Here is a 19,976-nt window from a genome sequence, read left to right on the forward strand (position 1 = left end):
GGCCCTGCTTGGTTCGGCCCTGCTTGGTTCGGCCCTGCTTGGTTCGGCCCTGCTTGGTTCGGCCCTGCTTGGTTCGGCCCTGCTTGGTTCGGCCCTGCTTGGTTCGGCCCGGCTTGATTCCGGTTCCTCATCGCCCGGAGGGACGGGCAGGTCGATCGTGAAGGTGGCCCCGCGCCCCGGCGCGGACGCGACCGAGACCGTTCCGCCGTGGGCTTCGGCGCGGACGCGACCGAGACCGTTCCGCCGTGGGCTTCGGCGATGGCCCGCACGATCGCGAGTCCGAGGCCCGAGCCGGTCGAGCCTCGGCCGGTCGCCCCACGCCGGAACCGCTCGAAGATGTGCTCCTGCGCGTCGGCGCTGATCCCGGGCCCGTCGTCTCGCACCCAGAACCGCAGTCGCGGGTTGCCGGTCGAGTCCCGACCGGTGGCGCTCCCGATCTCGATCGTCCCGTTCGCGCTGCCGTGGCAGACGGCGTTCGCGGCGAGCTGCAGGAGAGCCTGGGTGAGTCTGCCGGCGTCGACCGGGACCACGATGTCCGCCGTCTCGGTCGTCACCCACCGGTGGCGGGACAGCGCGGCCGCCTTCGTGCGCACGAGCTCGGTGAGCACCGCGATGTCGACCGGCGCGCGGGTGACGCCGAGCTGTCGCTGGACCTCCGCGAGGGCCGAGATGTCGCGCACGAGACCGTTCATCCGGTCGAGCTCGTCGATCGCGAGGGCGCGGGTCGCGGCCACATCGGCCGGATCGTCCTCGTCCATCAGTTCGAGGTGCCCGCGAACGATCGTGATCGGGGTCTTGAGCTCGTGTCCGACGTCGTCGAGCAGCCGTCGCTGGCCGGTCAGGGCGCCGTCGAGACGATCGAGCATGTCGTTGACGGTGCGGGTGAGTTCAGAGACGTCGTCCCGGCCGACCACGGGGATGCGCTCGCTCACGTCCGAGGCGGTGATCCGCGCTGCGGCCTCCCGCAGCGCCCGGATGGGCCTCAGCAGACGGCCGGAGACCAGCCAGCCGACCAGACCCAGCACAACCAGGGCGGCGAGGGTGACCCTGAGAGACGTGAGGAGAGCATCCGTCACCGGCCGGAGCGCGGCGTCGAGGTCGAACGCGGCGACGAAGACGCCGGCAGCCGGGTCACCGGTGACGTTGACGGGTGCGGCCACGTAGCGCACCATGCGACCAGCGGTGTTGACGTTGCCGAGCACGACCTTCCCGGTGGCGGTCTCACCGACGACGCGGGCGACGAACGCCCGGTTCTCCTCCAGACGGAAGTCGACGTCGCCGCCGGGTGCGAGGGCTGCGGCGCCATCGACGATGGCCAGGGTGGCCTCATTCGTTCCGGGCCGGATTTGCTGGACGACAGCCTCGAGCACGGCGTTCAGGGTCGTGGCCTTCGAGTCCGTGGCGATGAAGCGTGCGTCGTTGACCGCTCCGACCAAAGCGGTGTCGATGCTGTCGAGAGTACTGTCGCGCTGCACGAAATAGGCGGTCGTGCCGGCGGCGACCATGCCGGCTGCGGCGACCAGCAGGATCGAGGCGAGGATGCGCACTCGCACCGAGACCGCCGGGAACCACGGGGTGCGGCGCGGGGACCGTTCGGCGGGCATGCCTCATTATGGGCGCGGCCCGCTGGTCCCGGATACCCGCCGCGCTTCGACCGACGCATTCCGCATCGAGCAGAAGACGGTGAGTCAGAACGGCGGGTCGTCGGGGAAGTCTGCCGCAGTGGATGTCGGAGGCCCGGCTGTAGGAGGCCCGGCTGTAGGCGGCCCGGTGGGGAGCACTGTCGGCAGTATGGTGGCGGGTTCGGTGATGAACTCCCGCCCGGTCGGGGAAGTCCAGGTGAGGATGCCGCCGGGTTTCTGGGCGACGGTCCACCGGGTCTGGGTCTTCAACGCATGGTTGGGTTTACACAAATGGGCGAGGTTGTCGTGCGCGGTCTCGCCGAGCAGACTCCAGTCATGGGAGTGGTCGATCTCCGCACTCCTCGCCGCCCTGTTGCACCCTGGAAAGCGGCAGGTCTCATCGCGCAGGCGGAGGAACCGGCGCATGGCCTTGGGCGTTTTGTACCGGTCCCTCCCGACGGAGAGGATCACCCCGGTCTCCGGGTGGGTGAGCAGCCGGGTGAAGCTCGGCGCCCTCGACGCCAGATCCCGCGCCGTGTCCGGATCGATCGGCCCATACCCTTCGAGATAGCCGGGTTCCTCACTGTGGCCGAGGAGTGTCAGCACCGGGACGGTCACCTGCACGGTGGCCTTGACCCCGGTGCCGACACCGGTCGGGGTGACCCCGTGGATCAACAGGTCACTGAGCACATCGGTGCGGATCTGCGTCAACGTGCGTTCCTCGCCCGGCCCTTGCAGGCTGGCGGCGAGGTCGGTGGCCCGGTGGAAGATCGCCTGCACCAGCTCCGCCCCCGTCGTCAGGTACAGGGTGGCCATTCCGTCGTACTCGGGGGTCACCCCGCTGGTGCGGTCCGTGATCGACCTCCCCCGGCGGGCTGTGATCGTCTCCGGGTGCAGGCGTTCCCGCAGCAGCCGGGCCTTGTGCTTGAGCTTGGCCACGGTGAGGTGCTCGGCCGAGGGCAGCAAGGCTTGTTCGAACGCGGCCAGCCCCTCGACGGGGATCGACCAGGACTGGCCCACGATCGTCTGCGCATGCCGGTAACTGATCCGCCCCTCCGCCAACGCCGCCCGGGTGGCGGGGAGGTCCTTCACCAACGCCTGGCTCTCGGCGAGCAGGGTCTCCGCGGTGCGCTCCGGGATCCGGAGTGTGGCGGCCAGTTCGCTGGAGAGCTCCCGCTGCGCGATCTCCTCCCGGCTCCACCGGGACTGCAGGCTCAACGGAATCGACGCGGCCTGCGCCTCGCTGAACCGGCGAGCCCGGTCGACAGCCTCGGCCCGCGCGGCGAAGCACCGGGCGATCGCCTTGTCGGCTGCCGCGACCGCGTCGAAGAGCAGTCCGAGCTCGTGTTGGGTGGTGCTCACCGGGGTGGCCATACGAGCACACTACGACCAGCCACCGACATTCACAGGGGCACAACCGGGCCTCACGAATGGGTGTGGATAAGCTGATCAAACCCGTTTTGTGAGGACAAGTCGGGGGCGATTTCGACAAGCTCAATCACCGGCGGACAAGCTCAATCACCGGCGGCGGTCGAGCCTGCCGAGACCCGGCGCCCTGGTGTCGACAGACCGATCAGGATGCCCTGCGGTAGCCGAGCGCGCGGCTCACGCCCTGCGCCGCCACCCGCACCGCCTGCTCCTGTTCGGGGCCCTGCCCCGGCGAGGTGTGCGTCACAATCGACACGGCCGCGACGACCTGGCCGGTGCGGTCCCGGATCGGCGCCGCCAGCGAGCTCGATCCAGCCGTCATCTCCTCCGACATCCGCACGATCCCCTCGCTGCGGATGCCGGCCAACCGGCGCCGCAGCTCTTCCGGCGCCGTCATCGTCTGCGGCAGGAACCGCTGCAACGGTTCGGCGAGGTAGTCCTGGATGACCGTGGCCGGCGCGTTCGCGAGGAGCACGAGACCGACCCCCGTGGCGTGCAGCGGGAGCCGGCCGCCCACGCGGGAGATCACCCGGACGGCCTGGTGCCCGGACAGTTTCTCCAGGTAGAGCGCGTCGCGGCCGTCGAGGATTGCGAGGTGCACATGCTCGCGGGTTGTCTCGTACAGGTCTTCGAGGTAGGGCAGGGCGATCGTGCGGAGGTTTCGCGCCGTCGGCGTCTGCACTCCAACCTCCCAGAGCCGCATGCCGAGCGAGTAACGGCCGTCTTCCTGGCGGGCGAGCCCACCCCAGGTCACCCATTCTGCGACGAGCCGATGCGCGGTCGAGAGAGGGATGCCCGAACGCTGGGCGATCGCGGTGAGGCTGAGCGCCGTCGCGGGCGGGGAGGTGAAGGCATCCAGGATCGCGAACAGCCGGGCGGCAACCGACCGGTCATCGACCGGGGACACTGACGCGCCCTCGGTCGCCTTGGCCCGCGCCGGCTTCCCTGACATCAGCACCACGCTACCCTCCCTCGGCCATTCCCCGCCGCAGGATTCCGGCCCCGTTCAGGAGGTTCCCATCCCGGCTTCCCTAAAATCGACCGGTGACTGAAACTTCCAGCCAGCCTCCTTTCCGCGAACAATCCCAGTGGGTCAGGAGCGTCGGGCTGATGATCTTCTTCAGCCGCTGGCTCCAGGCCCCCCTCTACATCGGCCTCATCGTCGCGCAGGTGATCTACGTCGTCGTCTTCATGGTCGAACTCGGCCACCTCGGCGAGGAGGTCCTGCACGGGTTCACCCACCCAGGGCCCGACGGCATCGTCATCGAGGAAGCCAAGATCATGCTCGGCGTGCTCGGGCTCATCGACGTGGTCATGATCGCGAACCTCCTGATCATGGTCATCATCGGCGGCTACGAGACCTTCGTCTCCAAGATCCGCATCGATGGCCACCCCGATCAGCCCGAGTGGCTCTCCCACGTCAACGCCAACGTGCTCAAGGTCAAGCTCGCCATGGCCATCGTCGGGATCTCCTCGATCCACCTGCTGAAGACCTTCATCGAGGTCGGCGACCTCGCCGCCCGAGGCTCCACGTCCACCGAGGGCCAGGAGAGCATCACCGGCGACGTCTACACCTGGGACGGAGTGCTCTGGCAGGTCGTCATCCACATGGTCTTCATCGTCTCGGCGATCGCCCTGGCTTGGATCGACCGGATCTCCCAGGCGGCCGGTCACGCCGCGCCTCCCGCGGCATCCGTCCCGCCGCTCGAACCCCAGCCACTCGTGAGCGTCCTCCCCGCACCGCGGCCGACCGGCACCGGCACCGCCGCGATCGAGGCCGGCCCTGTGGGGCATCTCCTCCAGCTGGGCCGGCTTCGCGATGCCGGGGTCGTCTCGGCGGCAGAGTTCGAGCTGAAGAAGACGGAGCTCCTCGCCCGGATCTGACCCGGACGACAGCCGGCCCGACGGGAACCCTCAACGCGCGGTTGACGGTTCCCGTTGGCGTCTGTCCGTGGTGTGACGTACACTCCAAGAATCGAACACGTGTTCGAAATGAAGGAGCCCGCATGCCACAGATCATCGATGCCCAGGTCGACGTCGAGCTGTCGGCCGACGGCGACCCGCAAGCGTTCATCTGGAACCGGTTCGAGCACACCATCATCGGCCAGCCGCAGGCGGTTTTCACCCGAACCCGCTGGTGGGAGAACGACGGCGTGCCCCTGCGCATCGATACCGAGCTGTGGCGGGTGGACGCGTCACGCGGGGACGAGGAACAGCACCGCTACGATCTGCGACGCGATGTCGACGGATCGTGGGTGCTCGCCCTCGACTGGGGATGAGCTTCCCGCACCTGCACGTCGCCAGCGCGTACTCCACCCACTACGGGGTCACGATGCCGGAGGCGCTGGCCGAGCAGACGAAGGCACAAGACGGCACCTTCCTTGCGGTGACCGACCGTGACGGCCTGTACGGCGCGGTCAAACACGTGCGTGCCTGCGTGGACGCCGGCGTGCGGCCCGGACTCGGCGCCGACCTCGCGGTACACGACGACGACGACCATCTCTCCCTCGGGCGGGTGGTCGTGCTCGCACACGGCAACACGAACGGGCGCGGGTACGCGGCGCTCTGCCGTGCCGTATCCGCCGCGCACCGCACCGTCTCCCAGGGGTTCGGATCGCTGCCCAGCATCGCCCGGTCCGAACTCGCCGGGCTGGCCGGCCTCCGCTCGCTCACCGTGCTGCTCGGCCCGGCCTCCGACGTGGGCACCGCCACCGGGCACCGGGACAATGAGGATGCCCGCGCCCGCCTCACCGCGTGGCTGCGCGCCATGCCGGCCGACTCCGTGTCACTCGAGGTCGTCTGCCACCTCTCGGAGCCGGGCACCCCGGGCAGCGTGACACCGGCCACCCGGATGCTCGCCCTCGCCGAGCATGCGGGGGTGCCGGCCGTGCTCACCAATGCTGTGCGCTACGGCACCCCCGAGGAGGCCGTCACCGCCGATCTCGCCGACGCAGCGCGAACTCTCACCCCGCTCGCCGAACTGGAGCAGCCGCAGACGAACGGGCAGGCGTGGCTGAAACCGGTGCGGGCGATGCGGCAGGTCGCGCGAATGGTCGTCGACGCGGGACTGCACGACGCCGGCGCCCTCGACCTTCTCTTCCGCGACACCGAGCGACTGGCCGACCGGTGTGCCCTCGACCCGGAGGCCGACATCGGTCTCGGCCGGCCTCGGATGCCGGAGGCGAGGATCATCGGGGTCAGCGGCGACCCGGTCGCCGAACTCTGGAAGCGGGCACGGGCCGGCATCGACGATCTCTACCCGAGGCCGGAGGCCGGGGCGCGCCGCGGAGCCGCCTCGGCGGAGGACGCTCACGCCCGGCTCGCGCATGAGATGAAGACGGTCGAGCACCTCGGCTTCGCGGGCTATTTCCTCACGGTGGCCCGCGTGGCGGACATCATCAGGGAGATGGGCATCCGCATCCAGGCGCGCGGCTCAGGGGTCGGCTCGGTGCTCAACTATGCGCTCCGAACGTCGTCGGTGGAGCCGCTCTCCAACGGCCTGCTCTGGGAACGCTTCCTCTCCCCCGAACGGCAGACCCTGCCCGACATCGACATCGACGTCGAATCGGCGCGCCGCCACGACATCTACCGCAAGCTGTTCGACGCCTTCGGCGGCGACCGGGTCTCGCTGATGTCGATGACGAACGCCTATCGCGGCCGCGGCGCCGTGCGCGACGCGGGCCTGGCCCTCGGGATGAACCACGAGCAGGTCGCGTCGATCGCGAAACAGATGTGGCGCTTCAACGCCAGGGATTTCCGGCGTGCACTGGAAGAGAAACCCGAGCTCGAGCCGCTCGCCGCCGAAGTGCGCGAGTCCCAGCAACTCGACCAGCTGGTCGACCTGACCGCGAAGCTGGACCGGCTCCCCCGGCACATCTCCGTGCACCCCTGTGGGGTGATCCTCTCCGACGCGACCCTGCTCGACCGCACCCCGGTGCAGGCATCCGGAATGGGGCTGCCGATGTCCCAGTTCGACAAACACGACATGGACCCGATGGGCCTGATCAAGCTGGATATCCTCGGCGTGCGGATGCAGTCGGCCATGGCACACGCCGTCGAGGAACACCACCGGCTCTCCGGCGAGAGCCTCGACCTGGACCGGATCCCGCTCGACGACCCGGCCACCTTCGAACTGATCCGGTCGACCCGCACGCTCGGCATCTTCCAGATCGAGTCGCCCGGCCAGATGGAACTGGTCGGCAAGCTGCAGCCCGAGGTCTTCAACGACCTGACGGTCGAGATCTCCCTGTTCAGGCCCGGCCCGATGCAGAACAACATGCCCCTGAAATATCTCCAGGCCCGGCACGGTGAGGTCATGCCCGACTACCTCCACCCGCGACTGGAACCGATCCTCCGGGAGACGAAGGGGGTCGTCATCTTCCACGAGCAGGTGATGCGACTCTTCGACGAGCTCACCGGTTGCGGTCTCGGCCGGGCGGATGTCTTCCGCCGCCACCTGGGCAAACCCGATCAGCTCCCCCGGATCGAAGAGTACGTGCGGGAAATGGCGGGTGAGCGCGGATTCCCGCCCGCGGTCATCGACCAGGTCTGGACGGTGTTGGCCGGATTCGGCAGCTTCGGGTTCGCCAAGGCGCACGGCGCCGCGTTCGCGCTGCCGACCTACCAGTCGGCCTGGCTGAAGACCCACCATCCCGCCGTGTTCCTGGCCGGACTGCTCACCCATGCTCCCGGCATGTGGCCCAAGGACCTCATCGTGGCCGAGGCCCGGCTGCTCGGCGTGCCGGTCCTCGGTCTCGATGTGCAGCGGAGCACGCTCGACTACCGGGTCGAGGAGCTCGGCGACGAGCGCCGCGGGATCCGTCTGGCCCTGCCCGAGCTCGCCGGCGGCACCGCGGCCGAACGGGCCCGAATCGTGCGCCACCAGCCGTTCTCCTCGCTGCAGGATTTCCGCGATCGGGTGCGGCCGCGGCGAAAGACCTTCGAGGCGCTCGCCCGGGTCGGGGCGCTCGACAGTTTCATCGGGTATGACCGTGCCCGCCGGCACGAGCTCCTCGCCCATGTGCAGTCCCTCCGCGGCACCGCCGTCACCATCAACGACGACCAGCTGGCGTTCGAAGTCGAGTTGCCGGTGCAGGGTTTCGAGGGTGCCCGCTTCGACGCGGTGACCTCCCTGGAACTGCGCGGGCGCAGCCAGACCGACCTGGAGCTGCGGGACCTCCACCTCGCGGTGTCCGGGCACCAGATGACGCGGTTCTACCCGCTCTTCGCCGAGCTGGGAGTCACCCCGGCCTCCGAGCTCGCCGACCTGCCGGGCGGCACCGAGGTGCTCATCGCCGGGGTGCGCCGCGCCACGAACACCCCACCGATGCGCAACGGCCGACGGGTCGTCTTCGTCAGCCTCGACGACGGCACCGGGCCGGTGTCCAATGTCGTATTCTTCCATGACGCGCAGGAACGGATCGGCGGCCCGGTCTTCCAGACCCGCCATATCCTCGTGCGGGGTCGCACCCGCCGGTCGGGGGCGAAAGGGGTGTCCATCACCGGGGAGAACCTGTGGGATCTCACCGACGTCGCCCGAAAAGTCGACCAGCGGCGGAAGGCCGAGGCCGCGGCACGGCACACGGACCGAACCATGGAACTCGCGGCCGAACTGGCCGCCATCCCGGTCGACAACGTGCACCACCTGTGGCCGCTTCGCGCCTAGTCCGGCCGCGGATTCCGGTGGATGCCGCACCCACCCCGTTCTCGGTCGCGCGGCCTACACTGGCGGCCATGACCGACCAACAGCCCTATCAAGTTCTGCGGGAATACGACGACTTCGAACTCCGCCACTATCCCGATTACGTGCTCGTGCAGGTGGAGGTCACCGGCGGTTTCTCCGGCGCGGGCAACGCCGCTTTCGGTCCCCTCTTCCGCTACATCAGCGGCAAGAACCAGTCGGCCACCCGCATCGCGATGACTGCCCCGGTGCTCCAGGAGACCACGGCCGACGACGCGCACACCGTCAGTTTCGTTCTTCCCGAGGGGATGCCGGTCTCGGCGGTTCCCGTGCCGCAGGATGCCAGGGTGACCACCAGGGTGGTGCCGGCGCACAGGGCCGCGGCGCGCCGGTTCGGCGGCGGGTGGAGCGAGGCCCGTTTCAGGGAGAACGGCGACACCCTCCTGGCGGCCGTGCGGCGGGCTGATCTTGAGCCGGTCGGTGGCGTCTACTTCGCCCGGTTCGACCCACCCTGGAAACCCGGATTCCTCAAGCACAACGAGGCCCTCGTCCCCGTGGCATGACGAAAGCCCCGGTCCTGGCCATTTCGCCAGTTCCGGGGCTTCCGCTGTCATTCTTCCGGAGGGAGGGCTGCCTAGCCCTTGACCTGGCTGGAGGTTTCAACCTTCAGCCACGGGCCGGCCGGCACGCTGGCCCGGTCGACGAAACGCCAGCTGACATGGTCGTTGTCACCGTCGAGATCGGCGAAGCCGAGGCATCCGTTCAGCGCGGGTGACACGTCGGCGCCGGCACCCTGGCTGCTGTCGCCACTGAACTGGGTGTTGGCCGGACGTGCGTCGTTGCTACCGAAGACGTAGTTGGCGTCGTGGTAGAGCGAACCGCTCGAGGGTCCGGCGTCTTGGACCTGGCCGTAGCAGGTCTTGCCGTTGGGCCCGGTGAGCTGCACCCAGTGGTTCTTCATGTAGGAGTAGTTCGAGTCGGCACAGTGGTTCGTCCCGGTGGCGGCGTTATCCGCTGCGGCCCACGGGATCGTCTGGCAACGCTGCTTGAACGCGGTGGCGTCGTTGACGTCATCGAAGGGCAGGTCAAGGTAGAACGGGTTCTCCTTGGGGGTCATGCCGCTGGGGAAGAAGCCGTTCGCAGCCGTGCGAGCCTCGGTGCCGCAACCGCCGCCCGTTGTGACGCCGTCGCAGCCGCCGAAGCTGGCGAACCAGTTGCCGTCGTAGGTCGAGATCATCTGGCTGCCGTCGGGGAGGGACGCGTCGAAGATCTCGCCTACCCAGAACGAGGTCGAGACGATATTGGTGTGCAGCGGCGAGGTGCCCGTCGCCGCGGGAGCGGGGGCCGGCGCTGGGGCGGGAGCCGGCGCTGGGGCCGGTGCCGGAGCGGGCGCCGGTGCGGGTACGGGCGCCGGAGCCGGTACGGGCACGGGCGTCGACTTGTGGCCGTTCCCACGCCGGGATGTGGTGCCGGCAACGTTGCCGGTCGCGGAGGCCGCGCTCACCGAGGGCGACGAGGAGGAGCCTGAACCGTGGCGGTTGTGCTCACCGGCCCACGCCGCCGTCGATCCGACGGCGATACAGACGGCTGCCGTCGCGGCTGCGACGACTCCGATGGCTTTGCGGCGCTTCTGACGCTTGCGCGCCGAGACAAAATCGGCGCGCTGATTGAACTGCTTCATGGATCTTAAACCTTTCGTGTGACCGTAACGCGCCGATCACAAATCCATCCACAGAACCTACGACACGCATTTTGCAATGGGTTGACTGTAACCCATTTGGGGGGCAAACTCTAACCTGATCAAAAATCAGCATCGATCGGTGAGCTGCACCCGAGAGCGCCGCCGGCGCGCCGATGGCACGCCACAGAGCGAGGTGAAGGTAAGGAACCCTCAGCTCGGCGGCTACCCTAACACGGGCACCTGAGCAGGCAGGCTAGCGGGGCCCGGTGCCCACCTTGATCACGGCGTTCGGTGAGGCCTCATCGAACGCGTCACCGCCGTATTTCGCGTTGGCGACCGACATGACGGCCGGCCACATTCGGTGGCGCGCCGTCGCGGCCTGGCCGCTGTCGAAGTACACCAGCCGCTGGTTGGTCTCCCCCGTGAGGCTGACCACGGCGACGACGGTGGCGACCTTGGTGCTGGCGCCGCTCATCCAGGTGTCCTTGTTCCCGTCCGTCGTTCCGGTCTTGCCGATCATCGGCACCCGCGGTGAGGTGTCACGGTAGGACTGCTGAGCCGTGCCGTTCGTCATCACCCGCCGCATCGCGTAGGCCATCCCCGCGGTCACCGCCGGGTCGACCGCCTGCGTGCACTGTGATTTCGGTGCGGGCAGTTCCGTCCCGTCCGCGGCGACGATGCGGTCGATCACGACCGGGGTGCAGGCAACGCCCTTGTTGGCGATTCCGGCGAACGCCACTGCCATGCTCAACGGGGCGATCTCATTCGTCCCGATCACCGACGCCGCGTTCTGCAGCAGCGGATCACCGTCGGCGCGATGCATTCCGAAGGCCTCGGCGGTCTGACGGATGCCGCACAGGTCGAGTTTCTTCGCCATCCCGATGTAGCCGGTGTTGATCGAGCCGATCGTGGCCTCGAGTGCGCTGTAGTTGGCGCCGCTTTCGTTCGCGTCGTTCTTGGGGTTCCATTTGTCGCGGTCGTAATTCTGCGGGCCGAGACAGCTGTCTTTGAAGGTGCCCCAGTTCGCCTTCCGCCGCGAGTCGACCCGTTCGTTGAGGGAATGCCCTTCCCGCAGCCATTCCGCCAGGGTGAACACCTTGTAGGTCGAGCCCGGCTGGAATCCGCTCGATCCGCCGTCGACGTAGTCGGTGTTGTAATTGATCCCGGTGAAGTTGGCTCCCGTGGCCTGCACCGCCGGGTCCTGGCTGTAGTCCTTGTTCTGAGCCATCGCCAGCACCCGCCCGGTGCCCACCTGCACGCTCGAGATGACGCTTCCCACATCCCAGCCCGGGTAGGTCATCGGCACGTTTGCGCGGATGGCATTCTCGGCGGCAGCCTGCAGGTCGAGGTCGATGGTGGTGTACACGTTGTAGCCGCCGCGCCGGAAGTTGACGAGCCGGGTCGCCTCGTCGACGCCGAAGCTCGGATCGTTGCGCAGCACGTGGGTCACGTAGTCGCAGAAGAAGGCGCTTCCGCCCGCGGTCTGGCAGCCGGTGCTCGGCTCGGCGATCGACGGTTCGACGGGGGCGACGATGGCGGCCTCGAACTCGGCCCTGGTGATCTTGCGGTAGGTGAGCATGTCCCGCAGGATGTAGTCACGGCGGGTCCGGTTGGCCTGGTAGCCGTTGGCTGCCCCGTTGGTCTCACTCTGCGGGTCGTCCAGCTGGAACTTCACGGGATTGTTGACAATGGCCACGAGGCTGGCCGCCTGCGGCAGGGTCAGGTTCGCCGCCGTGGTGTGGAAGTAGTAGTTGGCCGCGGCCTCGATGCCGTAGACGGTGCCTCCGAACCCGGCGATGTTCAGGTACTGGCGGAGGATGTCGTTCTTGGAGTATTTCTTCTCGATCCCGATCGCCAGCCGCATCTCCTTGAGCTTGCGGTCGGGACTGGTCTCGGTGGCGGCGAGGTAGCACGTGTGCTGCGCGGCCATGTCGGAGAGCACCTCGCACTTCTGCACGAGCACGTTCTTCACGTACTGCTGGGTGATCGACGATCCTCCCTGAGTCGCCCCGCCGGCGAATGTGCTCACGGCCGCCCGGATGGTGCCCTGGAGGTCGACGCCGCCGTGCTCGTAGAACCGGGGGTCCTCGCTGGCGATCGCGGCATCCTTCACGTAGGGGCTGATCGCGTCCAGCCCGACCTCGATGCGATTCTGGTCGTAGAAGGACGCCAGCAGGTACGGTGTGCCATCGTTCTGCACCGCGTAGATGTTGCTCTTCTGGGACAGCGGTTCGATCGAGAGGAACTCCGGCAGGTTCTCGAAGACGTTGATGGTGTCGGTGGCGGCGATGCTCGACAGCGCGACCACCGGGGTGACCGCGACGGCCACCAGCAACCCCCCCGCCGAGCTCATCGCGAGAATCCCGAGCAACCCGCCGAACACGCCGGACACGGTCCGCCGCTCGGCGAATCCCGAGTTGCGCATCATGTCACCCCCGACCGGTCCCGTTCGATCCATTCACCATAGAACCCCACGCGGCCCTTCCTGAGGAGGGGCTTGCCGCGACGCGCCGAATATGGCATACCCGGGTGGCGCTACCGGGCCCGCATCCGGTTGCCCCGCGGATTGTGCTCGAGCTCGGCCAGCCCGAGCGCCTCCATCAGGGGCGGCACGTACATCCCGAACCGGCCGCGGAGACCCTTTTTCAGGCCGTACCAGCCTCCGACCGGGTTCGTTTCGGAACGCGCCCACGCCTCCACCGTGCCCTCGGCGGCAGGCTTCTGCTCGTCGGCGCTGCCGAGGGCGACCCAGTCCCCTGCGGCCCGCAGCATCGCCTGGAGGTCCTCCAGGCACCGCAGCCGATACGCCAGCGTGGTCGTTCCGACGACGCAGACCAGGCTCGGCGGGTCCGCGCTCTCGTCCCGATGCATCCGATACTCGGACGTGCCCGGCGGGGTGCGCAGCAGCCAGGGATCATCCCTGGTTCCGCTGCCGACGATGGCTTCGGTCATGGTGCCTCCCGTTTCGTGCCGGGCACCATTATCGCGCACCCGTGTCCGGTCCGCCAGAGCCGGTCACGGCAAGAAAGAAGGGGCCCGCCAGCGGATGCTGACGGACCCCTTCTTTCGCGCCGGATGGTCCCCGGCACGGGTTGGAACGACCGGTTAGACCGCGGCCGCCGGCTTCGGTACGGCCGGGACTGCGGCGCGGATGGCCCAGCCGAACAGGGCCAGGAGGATGCCGACGCCCATCGCGAAGACCGAGACGCCGAAGGCGACGATCGACGTGAACAGCGATGCACGCAGAAGCGAGGCGGTCATAACGGTGGGGCGGGTGGGGTCGTCCTGGGCGAGCTCGGCGTAGGTCTTGCCGCCGCTGGCCTTCATGGCGTGGTGGTTGATGATCGTCGCCTGGGCGTAGGCAGCCAGGGGGTTGTCGACGGTCGCACCGGCGAGGAAGGAGGCGTCCTCGGCGACGGTGATCTTCTCTTCGCTCAGTTGGCTGCTGACCGTGCCCCAGACGAGGCCGCCGACGAGGAGCATGACGATCCCGCCGATGATGCCGAGGAGCCCGATCAGCCTGACCAGGCCTGCTTTGCCGGATGTCAGGGTGACGGAAGACGATTCCGGGAGTATTGCGGTGCTCATCTGCTGGCCTTTCGTCGCGCCACGCGGTCGTGACACTGTCGTGACTCCAGCCTGACACTTTGTAAGCGTTTACACAGGCGATTCACACCAAGTACCCCACGACTGGGGGTATGGAAAGAGCGCGGCATCCGTGCTATGCCACGCTCTGTCCGCGAATTACTGTGGAACCGGTCTCAGAAGACGGTGAGTCCCCGCGCCCGGAACTGGTCCCGCACACGTTCCTGCAGTTCATTGTCGGGCGGGTGCACTCCGTGCAGCGGGTAGGGCAGGTTGAGCCTGTCCCACTTGTCCTCGCCCATCTGGTGGAACGGCAGCACCTCGACCCGTTCGACGTTCGGCCACCGCGCCACGATCTCGGCGACGGCGTCGACGTTGTCGACGGCGTCCGTGAGTCCCGGCACGAGCACGAAACGCACCCAGACCGGGATCTTCCGCTCGGCAAGACGGTCACCGAACGCGACAGTCGGAGCGAGCTCACGACCGGTCACTTCCTTGTACGTCTCCGGGAGACCCGACTTGACGTCGAGCAGCACCAGGTCGAGGTTGTCCAGCAGCGTGTCGGACGCGCTCTTGCCCAGGAACCCGGAGGTGTCCAGGGTGGTGTGCACGCCCAGCTTGTGGCATTCCTCGAAGATGCGCGCCACGAACGCGGGCTGCATGAGCGGCTCACCACCGGAGATGGTCAGCCCACCCCCGGTGGCGTCGAAGACGCCCTTGTAACGCTTGACCCGCGTCACGAGGTCATCGAGCGTCGTCAGCAACCCGTCGCGCATCTTCCAGGTGTCGGGGTTGTGGCAGTACTGGCAACGCAGCAGGCACCCAGAGAGGAAGAGCGTCATGCGCGTGCCTGGACCGTCGACGGCGGTGACCAGTTCCCACGAGTGGACACTGGCCACCGAGCCGTTGTGGATCGCCTCCATCTCGAGATGATGGAGTTCAGCCAGTTCGGCTTGTTCACTGCTGACGGATGAACCGTCCACCAGGTCGATGGCGGCGCCGGCGCTGGGCAGGCCGAGGTTTACTGCGGGCATTGTCTCGTCCTACTCAGCGTCGCCGCTTGTTGTTATCGGTGAATATTAGTGCGAGTGGAACGTGCGGCTGATGACATCCATCTGCTGCTCGCGGGTGAGGCGCACGAAGTTGACCGCGTAGCCGGAGACGCGAATCGTCAGCTGCGGGTAGTTCTCCGGGTGCAGCATGGCGTCTTCAAGGGTGTCCTTGTTCAGCACGTTGACGTTGATGTGGTACCCGGTCGCCGACGTGAACGCGTCGATGAGGCCGACCAGACTGGTGATCTGCTCTTCCTTGGTGTGGCCGAGGCCACTGGGAACCACGGTGTTGGTCAGCGAGATGCCGTCCTGCGCTTCGCTGTACGGGAGCTTGGCGACGCTGAGTGCCGATGCGAGCATCCCGTGGGTGTCGCGGCCGTTCATCGGGTTGGCACCCGGTGCGAACGGCTCACCCTTGCGGCGGCCATCCGGCGTGTTGCCGGTCGCCTTGCCGTAGACCACGTTGGAGGTGATCGTCAGGATCGACTGGGTGTGGATCGCGCCCCGGTAGGTGGGGTGCTTGCGGATCATTGTCATGAACCGCTCCATCACGTCGACGGCCATGGAGTCGACGCGGTCGTCGTCGTTACCGAACTGGGGGAACTCGCCCTCGATCGTGTAGTCGACGACGAGACCGGTCTCGTCACGAACCGGGCGCACCTTGGCGTACTTGATGGCCGACAGGGAGTCGGCGACCACGCTCAGGCCGGCGATGCCGCAGGCCATCGTGCGGATGATCTCCTTGTCGTGCAGCGCCATTTCGAGACGCTCATACGCGTACTTGTCGTGCATGTAGTGGATGCAGTTCAAGGCGGTGACGTAGGTCTCGGCGAGCCACTCGAGGGTCTCGAGGTAGGCCGGGAACACGGTGTCATAGGAGAGGATCTCCTCGGTGTTCGGTGCGGTTGCCGGGGCGACCTGCTTGCCGGAGACCTCGTCCTTGCCGCCGTTGATCGAGTACAGGAGCGCCTTGACGGCGTTGACCCTGGCCCCGAAGAACTGCATCTGCTTGCCGACGCGCATGGGCGAGACACAGCAGGCGATCGCGGCGTCGTCACCCATCTCGGCGCGGATGATCTCATCCGACTCGAACTGGATCGCCGAGGTGTCGATCGAGACCTGGGCGCAGAAGCGCTTGAAGCCCTCGGGGAGAGCGTCGCTCCACAGCACGGTGAGGTTCGGCTCCGGGGCGGCGCCGATGTTGTACAGCGTCTGGAGGAAGCGGAAGGTCGTCTTGGTGACCAGCGCGCGGCCGTCCTCGCCGATGCCGGCGAGGGACTCGGTGACCCAGGTCGGGTCGCCGGCGAAGATCTCGTCGTATTCGGGGGTGCGCAGGAAGCGCACGATGCGGAGCTTGATGACGAGGTCGTCGATGAGCTCCTGGGCGCCGGACTCGGTCAGGAGGCCGGCGGCGATGTCGCGTTCCATGTACGTGTCGAGGAACGCCGCGTTACGGCCGAACGACATTGCCGCGCCGTTCTGCTCCTTCACCGCGCCGAGGTAGGCGAAGTAGAGCCACTGCACGGCTTCCTGGGCCGTGACGGCGGGCTTGGAGATGTCGGAGCCGTAGCTGGCCGCCATCTGGACGAGTTCCTTGAGCGCACGGATCTGCTCGGAGTTCTCCTCGCGGGCGCGGATGATGTCCTCGGTCGAGGGCTCCATATCGAGCTCGGCGCGGTCGTTCTTCTTGCCGGCGATGAGCGCATCGACACCGTAGAGGGCAACGCGACGGTAGTCGCCGATGATCCGGCCACGGCCGTAGGCGTCTGGAAGCCCCGTGATCAGGTGGCTGTTGCGCGCACGGCGAACCCCGGGAGGGTAGACGTCGAACACGGCCGTGTTGTGGGTCTTGCGGTAGTCGGTGAAGATCTTCTCGAGCTCGGGAGACACGGGGTAGCCGTAGGTCTCGAGCGAGGTCGCAACCATTCGCCAGCCGCCGAACGGCATGATCGCGCGCTTGAGCGGGGCATCCGTCTGCAGGCCGACGATGACCTCGTTGGGCTGGTCGATGTAGCCGGGCTTGTGGGCTGTAATGGATGACGGGGTGGTCGCGTCAACGTCGTAGACGCCCTTGCGTCGTTCCTCGGGGAACATGGCGGACAGCTTGGCCCAGACCCCGGTCGTGCGAGCCGTCGGGCCCGCCAGGAAGGTGGCGTCGCCGAGGTAGGGCGTGTAATTGCGCTGGATGAAATCGCGAAGATCGATCGAATCCTGCCAGGGGCCGGACACGAAGTCCGGACGCTCGGCCTGCGTCGCGTCTTTGTCGCTGCGAACACCTTCTGTGATGGTCATGTAGATTGCACTCCTCGTGGGATCGAGTCTCCCCCGCCGCAGAAGTGTGTCTCCCACAGTCGGGCCTGGAGAGCAGGAACACGAGGATTGCGGCTAATGCGACGATGCATCGTGACTTGCCCTCTTCTGCCAACACTACTCCGGTCGGCGGGGCCATAACACGAATCGGGCCCGCCGTTTCGCGCCCGCGCCCTTAAGGGGAGGCGGCCCGTTCGCGGCCCGATTCACCGGGGCATCCGGATGCCCGGAAAAGCGATTTCGCCGCGGATCCAAAGGCCTGTCCAGAGGCCAGAATGACCGTTGAGCGCCTCAGCCGGAAGAATTTTCACAGTTTTTTTCCGGGGTTGAGCAGCGAGTCGGGGTCGAAGGCGGCCTTCACCCGGCGCTGAAGGTCGCGGAGGATGGGTCCGAGTTCGTCGTCGAGGTGGGCCTGCTTGAGCATTCCGATGCCATGCTCGCCCGACGCGGAGCCGCCGAGGGAGATCGCGAGCCGGATCACCCGGGCGAAGGCCTCGTGCGCTGCCTCGACCTCGGCCGGGTTCGCCGCGTCGAAGCCGATCATCGGGTGGAGGTTTCCGTCGCCGAGGTGCCCGCCGGTGCCGATGGGGATCGACAGTTCGCGGGAGATCTCGGCGAGCCCGGTCAGCAGGGCCTGCAGCTGGGACCGCGGCACGGTGATGTCCTCGTTGAGGCTGGACCCGCGCGCGGCCTGCAGTGCCGGCTGCAGCAGCCGGCGCGCCGTCATCAGCTGGTCCAGCTGCGCGGGATCGTGGGCGACGAGCACCTCGATGGCACCCTCGCCGCGGAGGATGGCGGCGTACTCCTCGACGTCGTCGTGGGCCTGGCCGGCCTGGTCCGACTGCACGAGCAGCAGTGCGGCAGCATCGGCCGGAAGCTTCGACTCCGGGTCGAAGGCGTTGATCGCGGTGATCGACGGGCCGTCGAGGTACTCGAGGATGCTGGGGCGCCGGTTGGACGCGACGATCAGCGCGGCCGCCGCGAGGGCGGCCTCCGTTCCGGCGAACGTCGCCGAGACCCCGGACGCGGGGGCCGGGGCAGGCAGCAGCCCGACCGTGATCTCGGTGATGATGCCGAGCGTGCCCTCCGAGCCGACGAGGAGCGCGGTCAGGTCGTAGCCGGCGACGCCCTTGATGGTGCGCTGGCCCGTGCGCACGACGGAGCCGTCGGCGAGCACGACGGTGAGCTGGCGCACGAAGTTCCCCGTGACGCCGTACTTGACGCAGAGCATCCCGCCGGCGTTGGTGGCGACGTTGCCGCCGACGGTCGAGCCCTTCCACGAGCCGGGATCCGGCGGGTAGAACAGTCCGACCGCGGCGGCGGCCCTGGCCAGGGCGTAGGTGCGCACGCCGGCCTGCACGGTGGCGGTCTGGTCTTCGGCGTCCACGGAAACGATCTTGTTCAGGCGGGTAGTGCTCAGCACGATGGAACCCTCGATCGCGTTTGCGCCCCCAGCCAGGCCGGTGCGCGCACCCTGCGGCACGATCGGGATGCGGTGGGCGGCGGCAAAGGCGACGACGGCGGCGACCTGCTCGGTGTTCACCGGCAGGGCGACCGCGAACGGGACACCGGCCGCGGTGCTGTCGGACTGGTCCCGGAGGTAGGCCCCGGTCTTCTCACCGGTGATCAGCTGGCCGGCTGGCAGAACCTCGGCCAGTGCTTCGAGGAGGGTGGGCTTGGGTGCTGTCGTGGTCACGGATGCCTCTGCGGTAGGAGTGTGTGCGGCCGGAGGTGGCGGCAGGCGATCACATCTGGTGAGGCGAGCGGGAACGCGCGGGCGAAGGGCTCGGACTCTGCGGAGGGCATGTCTCGGATGGCTGCGAGGGCAAGTCTATAAGAGAGTTTTTGTCGGGGTTCGGCTCGATGCCGGCATCAGGTCGGCACCCAATCTCCTCCGGGATTGTATTTATTGATGCATTTATGGTTAGGCTTGAGACATGAGTGCGCCCCGATCCCCCCGAAACGGCACCGCCGGTCCGTCCGCGGTGGAGCGGGTCTACGCCCATGTGGCCGAGGCGATCATCACCGGCGCGGTCGGCGCAAGTTCGCTGCTCACGGAAGGCGACGTCGCCGAGACCCTCGGCATCAGCCGCACCCCCGTGCGGGAAGCCTTCCTCGCCCTCGAGGCACACGGACTCCTCACTCTCTTCCCCAAGAAGGGCGCGGTCGTCACGGCCCTCGATGACGCCGAAACCGCCGAGCTGCTCCAGGTGCGCATCATGTTCGAGACGACCGCGGTGTCGCTGCACAGCGCCCGCCCGGGCGCCGACCGCGCCGTGGACGACGACCTGGCCGCCCTGATCCGGGAACAGGAAGAGGCCGCCCGGGCCGGTGACCTGCTCGCCTTCGCCCGCGCCGACCACCGCTTCCACGCCCGGGTCGTCGACGAGTCCCACAACCGTGTCATGGACGACTTCTACACCCAGCTCGGGCCGCGGCTCAAGCGGCTCCTGCACCGCGTGGCGACCCGCGACCCGGGCAGTCTCGAGCGCTTCATCACCGAGCACCGGGCCCTCGCCGGCTACCTCAGCGCCGGCGACGCCCCCGGTTACGAGGCCGCCCTCCGCCGTCATGTGCGGCACGGCTTCCCGGCGCCGCTCGAGTCCTGATCCCGGTGC

Annotated in this window: 15 protein-coding genes; 5 read left to right on the plus strand and 10 right to left on the minus strand. The window is 67.9% G+C overall.

Features of this window, described 5'->3' with window-relative positions:
• From IWX89_RS07450 to IWX89_RS07460, 3 genes are all read right to left on the minus strand, one after another.
• Positions 1-1,604 (minus strand): cell wall metabolism sensor histidine kinase WalK (locus IWX89_RS07450; protein WP_196902937.1); only part of this gene is annotated, 1,604 nt, incomplete at its 3' end.
• 84 nt (positions 1,605-1,688) lie between these two features.
• Entirely contained in the window at positions 1,689-2,996 is a 1,308-nt protein-coding gene (locus IWX89_RS07455) for an HNH endonuclease signature motif containing protein (RefSeq protein WP_196902938.1), read from the minus strand.
• 199 nt (positions 2,997-3,195) lie between these two features.
• Positions 3,196-4,002 carry an IclR family transcriptional regulator gene (locus IWX89_RS07460; RefSeq protein WP_196902939.1) on the minus strand — a complete coding sequence of 269 codons (807 nt, stop codon included), beginning with the start codon at positions 4,000-4,002 and terminating at the stop codon, positions 3,196-3,198.
• Positions 4,003-4,094: 92 nt separating this feature from the next.
• On the opposite strand from IWX89_RS07460, the gene IWX89_RS07465 reads away from it, so the two are divergent.
• From IWX89_RS07465 to IWX89_RS07480, 4 genes are all read left to right on the plus strand, one after another.
• On the plus strand, positions 4,095-4,934 hold the full coding sequence (locus IWX89_RS07465) for a TIGR00645 family protein (protein ID WP_307836463.1): 840 nt from the start codon (positions 4,095-4,097) through the stop codon (positions 4,932-4,934).
• 122 nt (positions 4,935-5,056) lie between these two features.
• Positions 5,057-5,329: a hypothetical protein gene (locus tag IWX89_RS07470; RefSeq protein WP_196902940.1), complete on the plus strand. Its 273-nt coding sequence runs from the start codon at positions 5,057-5,059 to the stop codon at positions 5,327-5,329.
• A complete protein-coding gene (locus IWX89_RS07475; RefSeq protein ID WP_196902941.1) occupies positions 5,326-8,715 on the plus strand; it encodes a DNA polymerase III subunit alpha in 3,390 nt (1,129 codons plus the stop codon). Before IWX89_RS07470 ends, IWX89_RS07475 begins: the two co-directional genes overlap by 4 nt.
• A 68-nt stretch (positions 8,716-8,783) precedes the next feature.
• Positions 8,784-9,293, plus strand: coding sequence for a heme-binding protein (locus IWX89_RS07480; protein WP_196902942.1), 510 nt, complete (start codon positions 8,784-8,786; stop codon positions 9,291-9,293).
• Between the two features lie 71 nt (positions 9,294-9,364).
• On the opposite strand, the gene IWX89_RS07485 is transcribed toward IWX89_RS07480, so the two are convergent.
• The 7 genes from IWX89_RS07485 to IWX89_RS07515 form a co-directional block, all read right to left on the minus strand.
• Entirely contained in the window at positions 9,365-10,411 is a 1,047-nt protein-coding gene (locus IWX89_RS07485) for a hypothetical protein (RefSeq protein ID WP_196902943.1), read from the minus strand.
• 253 nt (positions 10,412-10,664) lie between these two features.
• Positions 10,665-12,839, minus strand: a complete 2,175-nt coding sequence (locus tag IWX89_RS07490; protein ID WP_196902944.1) for a transglycosylase domain-containing protein — start codon at positions 12,837-12,839, stop codon at positions 10,665-10,667.
• A gap of 107 nt (positions 12,840-12,946) precedes the next feature.
• Complete coding sequence (locus tag IWX89_RS07495; RefSeq protein WP_196902945.1) at positions 12,947-13,363, minus strand: DUF6855 family protein; 417 nt, start codon at positions 13,361-13,363, stop codon at positions 12,947-12,949.
• 153 nt (positions 13,364-13,516) lie between these two features.
• Positions 13,517-13,999, minus strand: coding sequence for an aromatic ring-opening dioxygenase LigA (locus IWX89_RS07500; protein ID WP_196902946.1), 483 nt, complete (start codon positions 13,997-13,999; stop codon positions 13,517-13,519).
• A gap of 173 nt (positions 14,000-14,172) precedes the next feature.
• Entirely contained in the window at positions 14,173-15,030 is an 858-nt protein-coding gene (gene pflA / locus IWX89_RS07505) for a pyruvate formate-lyase-activating protein (RefSeq protein ID WP_196902947.1), read from the minus strand.
• A gap of 45 nt (positions 15,031-15,075) precedes the next feature.
• Entirely contained in the window at positions 15,076-17,340 is a 2,265-nt protein-coding gene (gene pflB, locus IWX89_RS07510) for a formate C-acetyltransferase (protein WP_196902948.1), read from the minus strand.
• Positions 17,341-17,665: 325 nt separating this feature from the next.
• Complete coding sequence (locus tag IWX89_RS07515) at positions 17,666-19,054, minus strand: FAD-binding oxidoreductase (RefSeq protein ID WP_196902949.1); 1,389 nt, start codon at positions 19,052-19,054, stop codon at positions 17,666-17,668.
• A gap of 241 nt (positions 19,055-19,295) precedes the next feature.
• On the opposite strand from IWX89_RS07515, the gene IWX89_RS07520 reads away from it, so the two are divergent.
• On the plus strand, positions 19,296-19,967 hold the full coding sequence (locus IWX89_RS07520) for a GntR family transcriptional regulator (protein ID WP_196902950.1): 672 nt from the start codon (positions 19,296-19,298) through the stop codon (positions 19,965-19,967).
• Positions 19,968-19,976 lie beyond the last annotated feature (9 nt).

This window comes from Cryobacterium sp. MP_M3, assembly GCF_015752155.1.
Taxonomy (GTDB): domain Bacteria; phylum Actinomycetota; class Actinomycetes; order Actinomycetales; family Microbacteriaceae; genus Cryobacterium.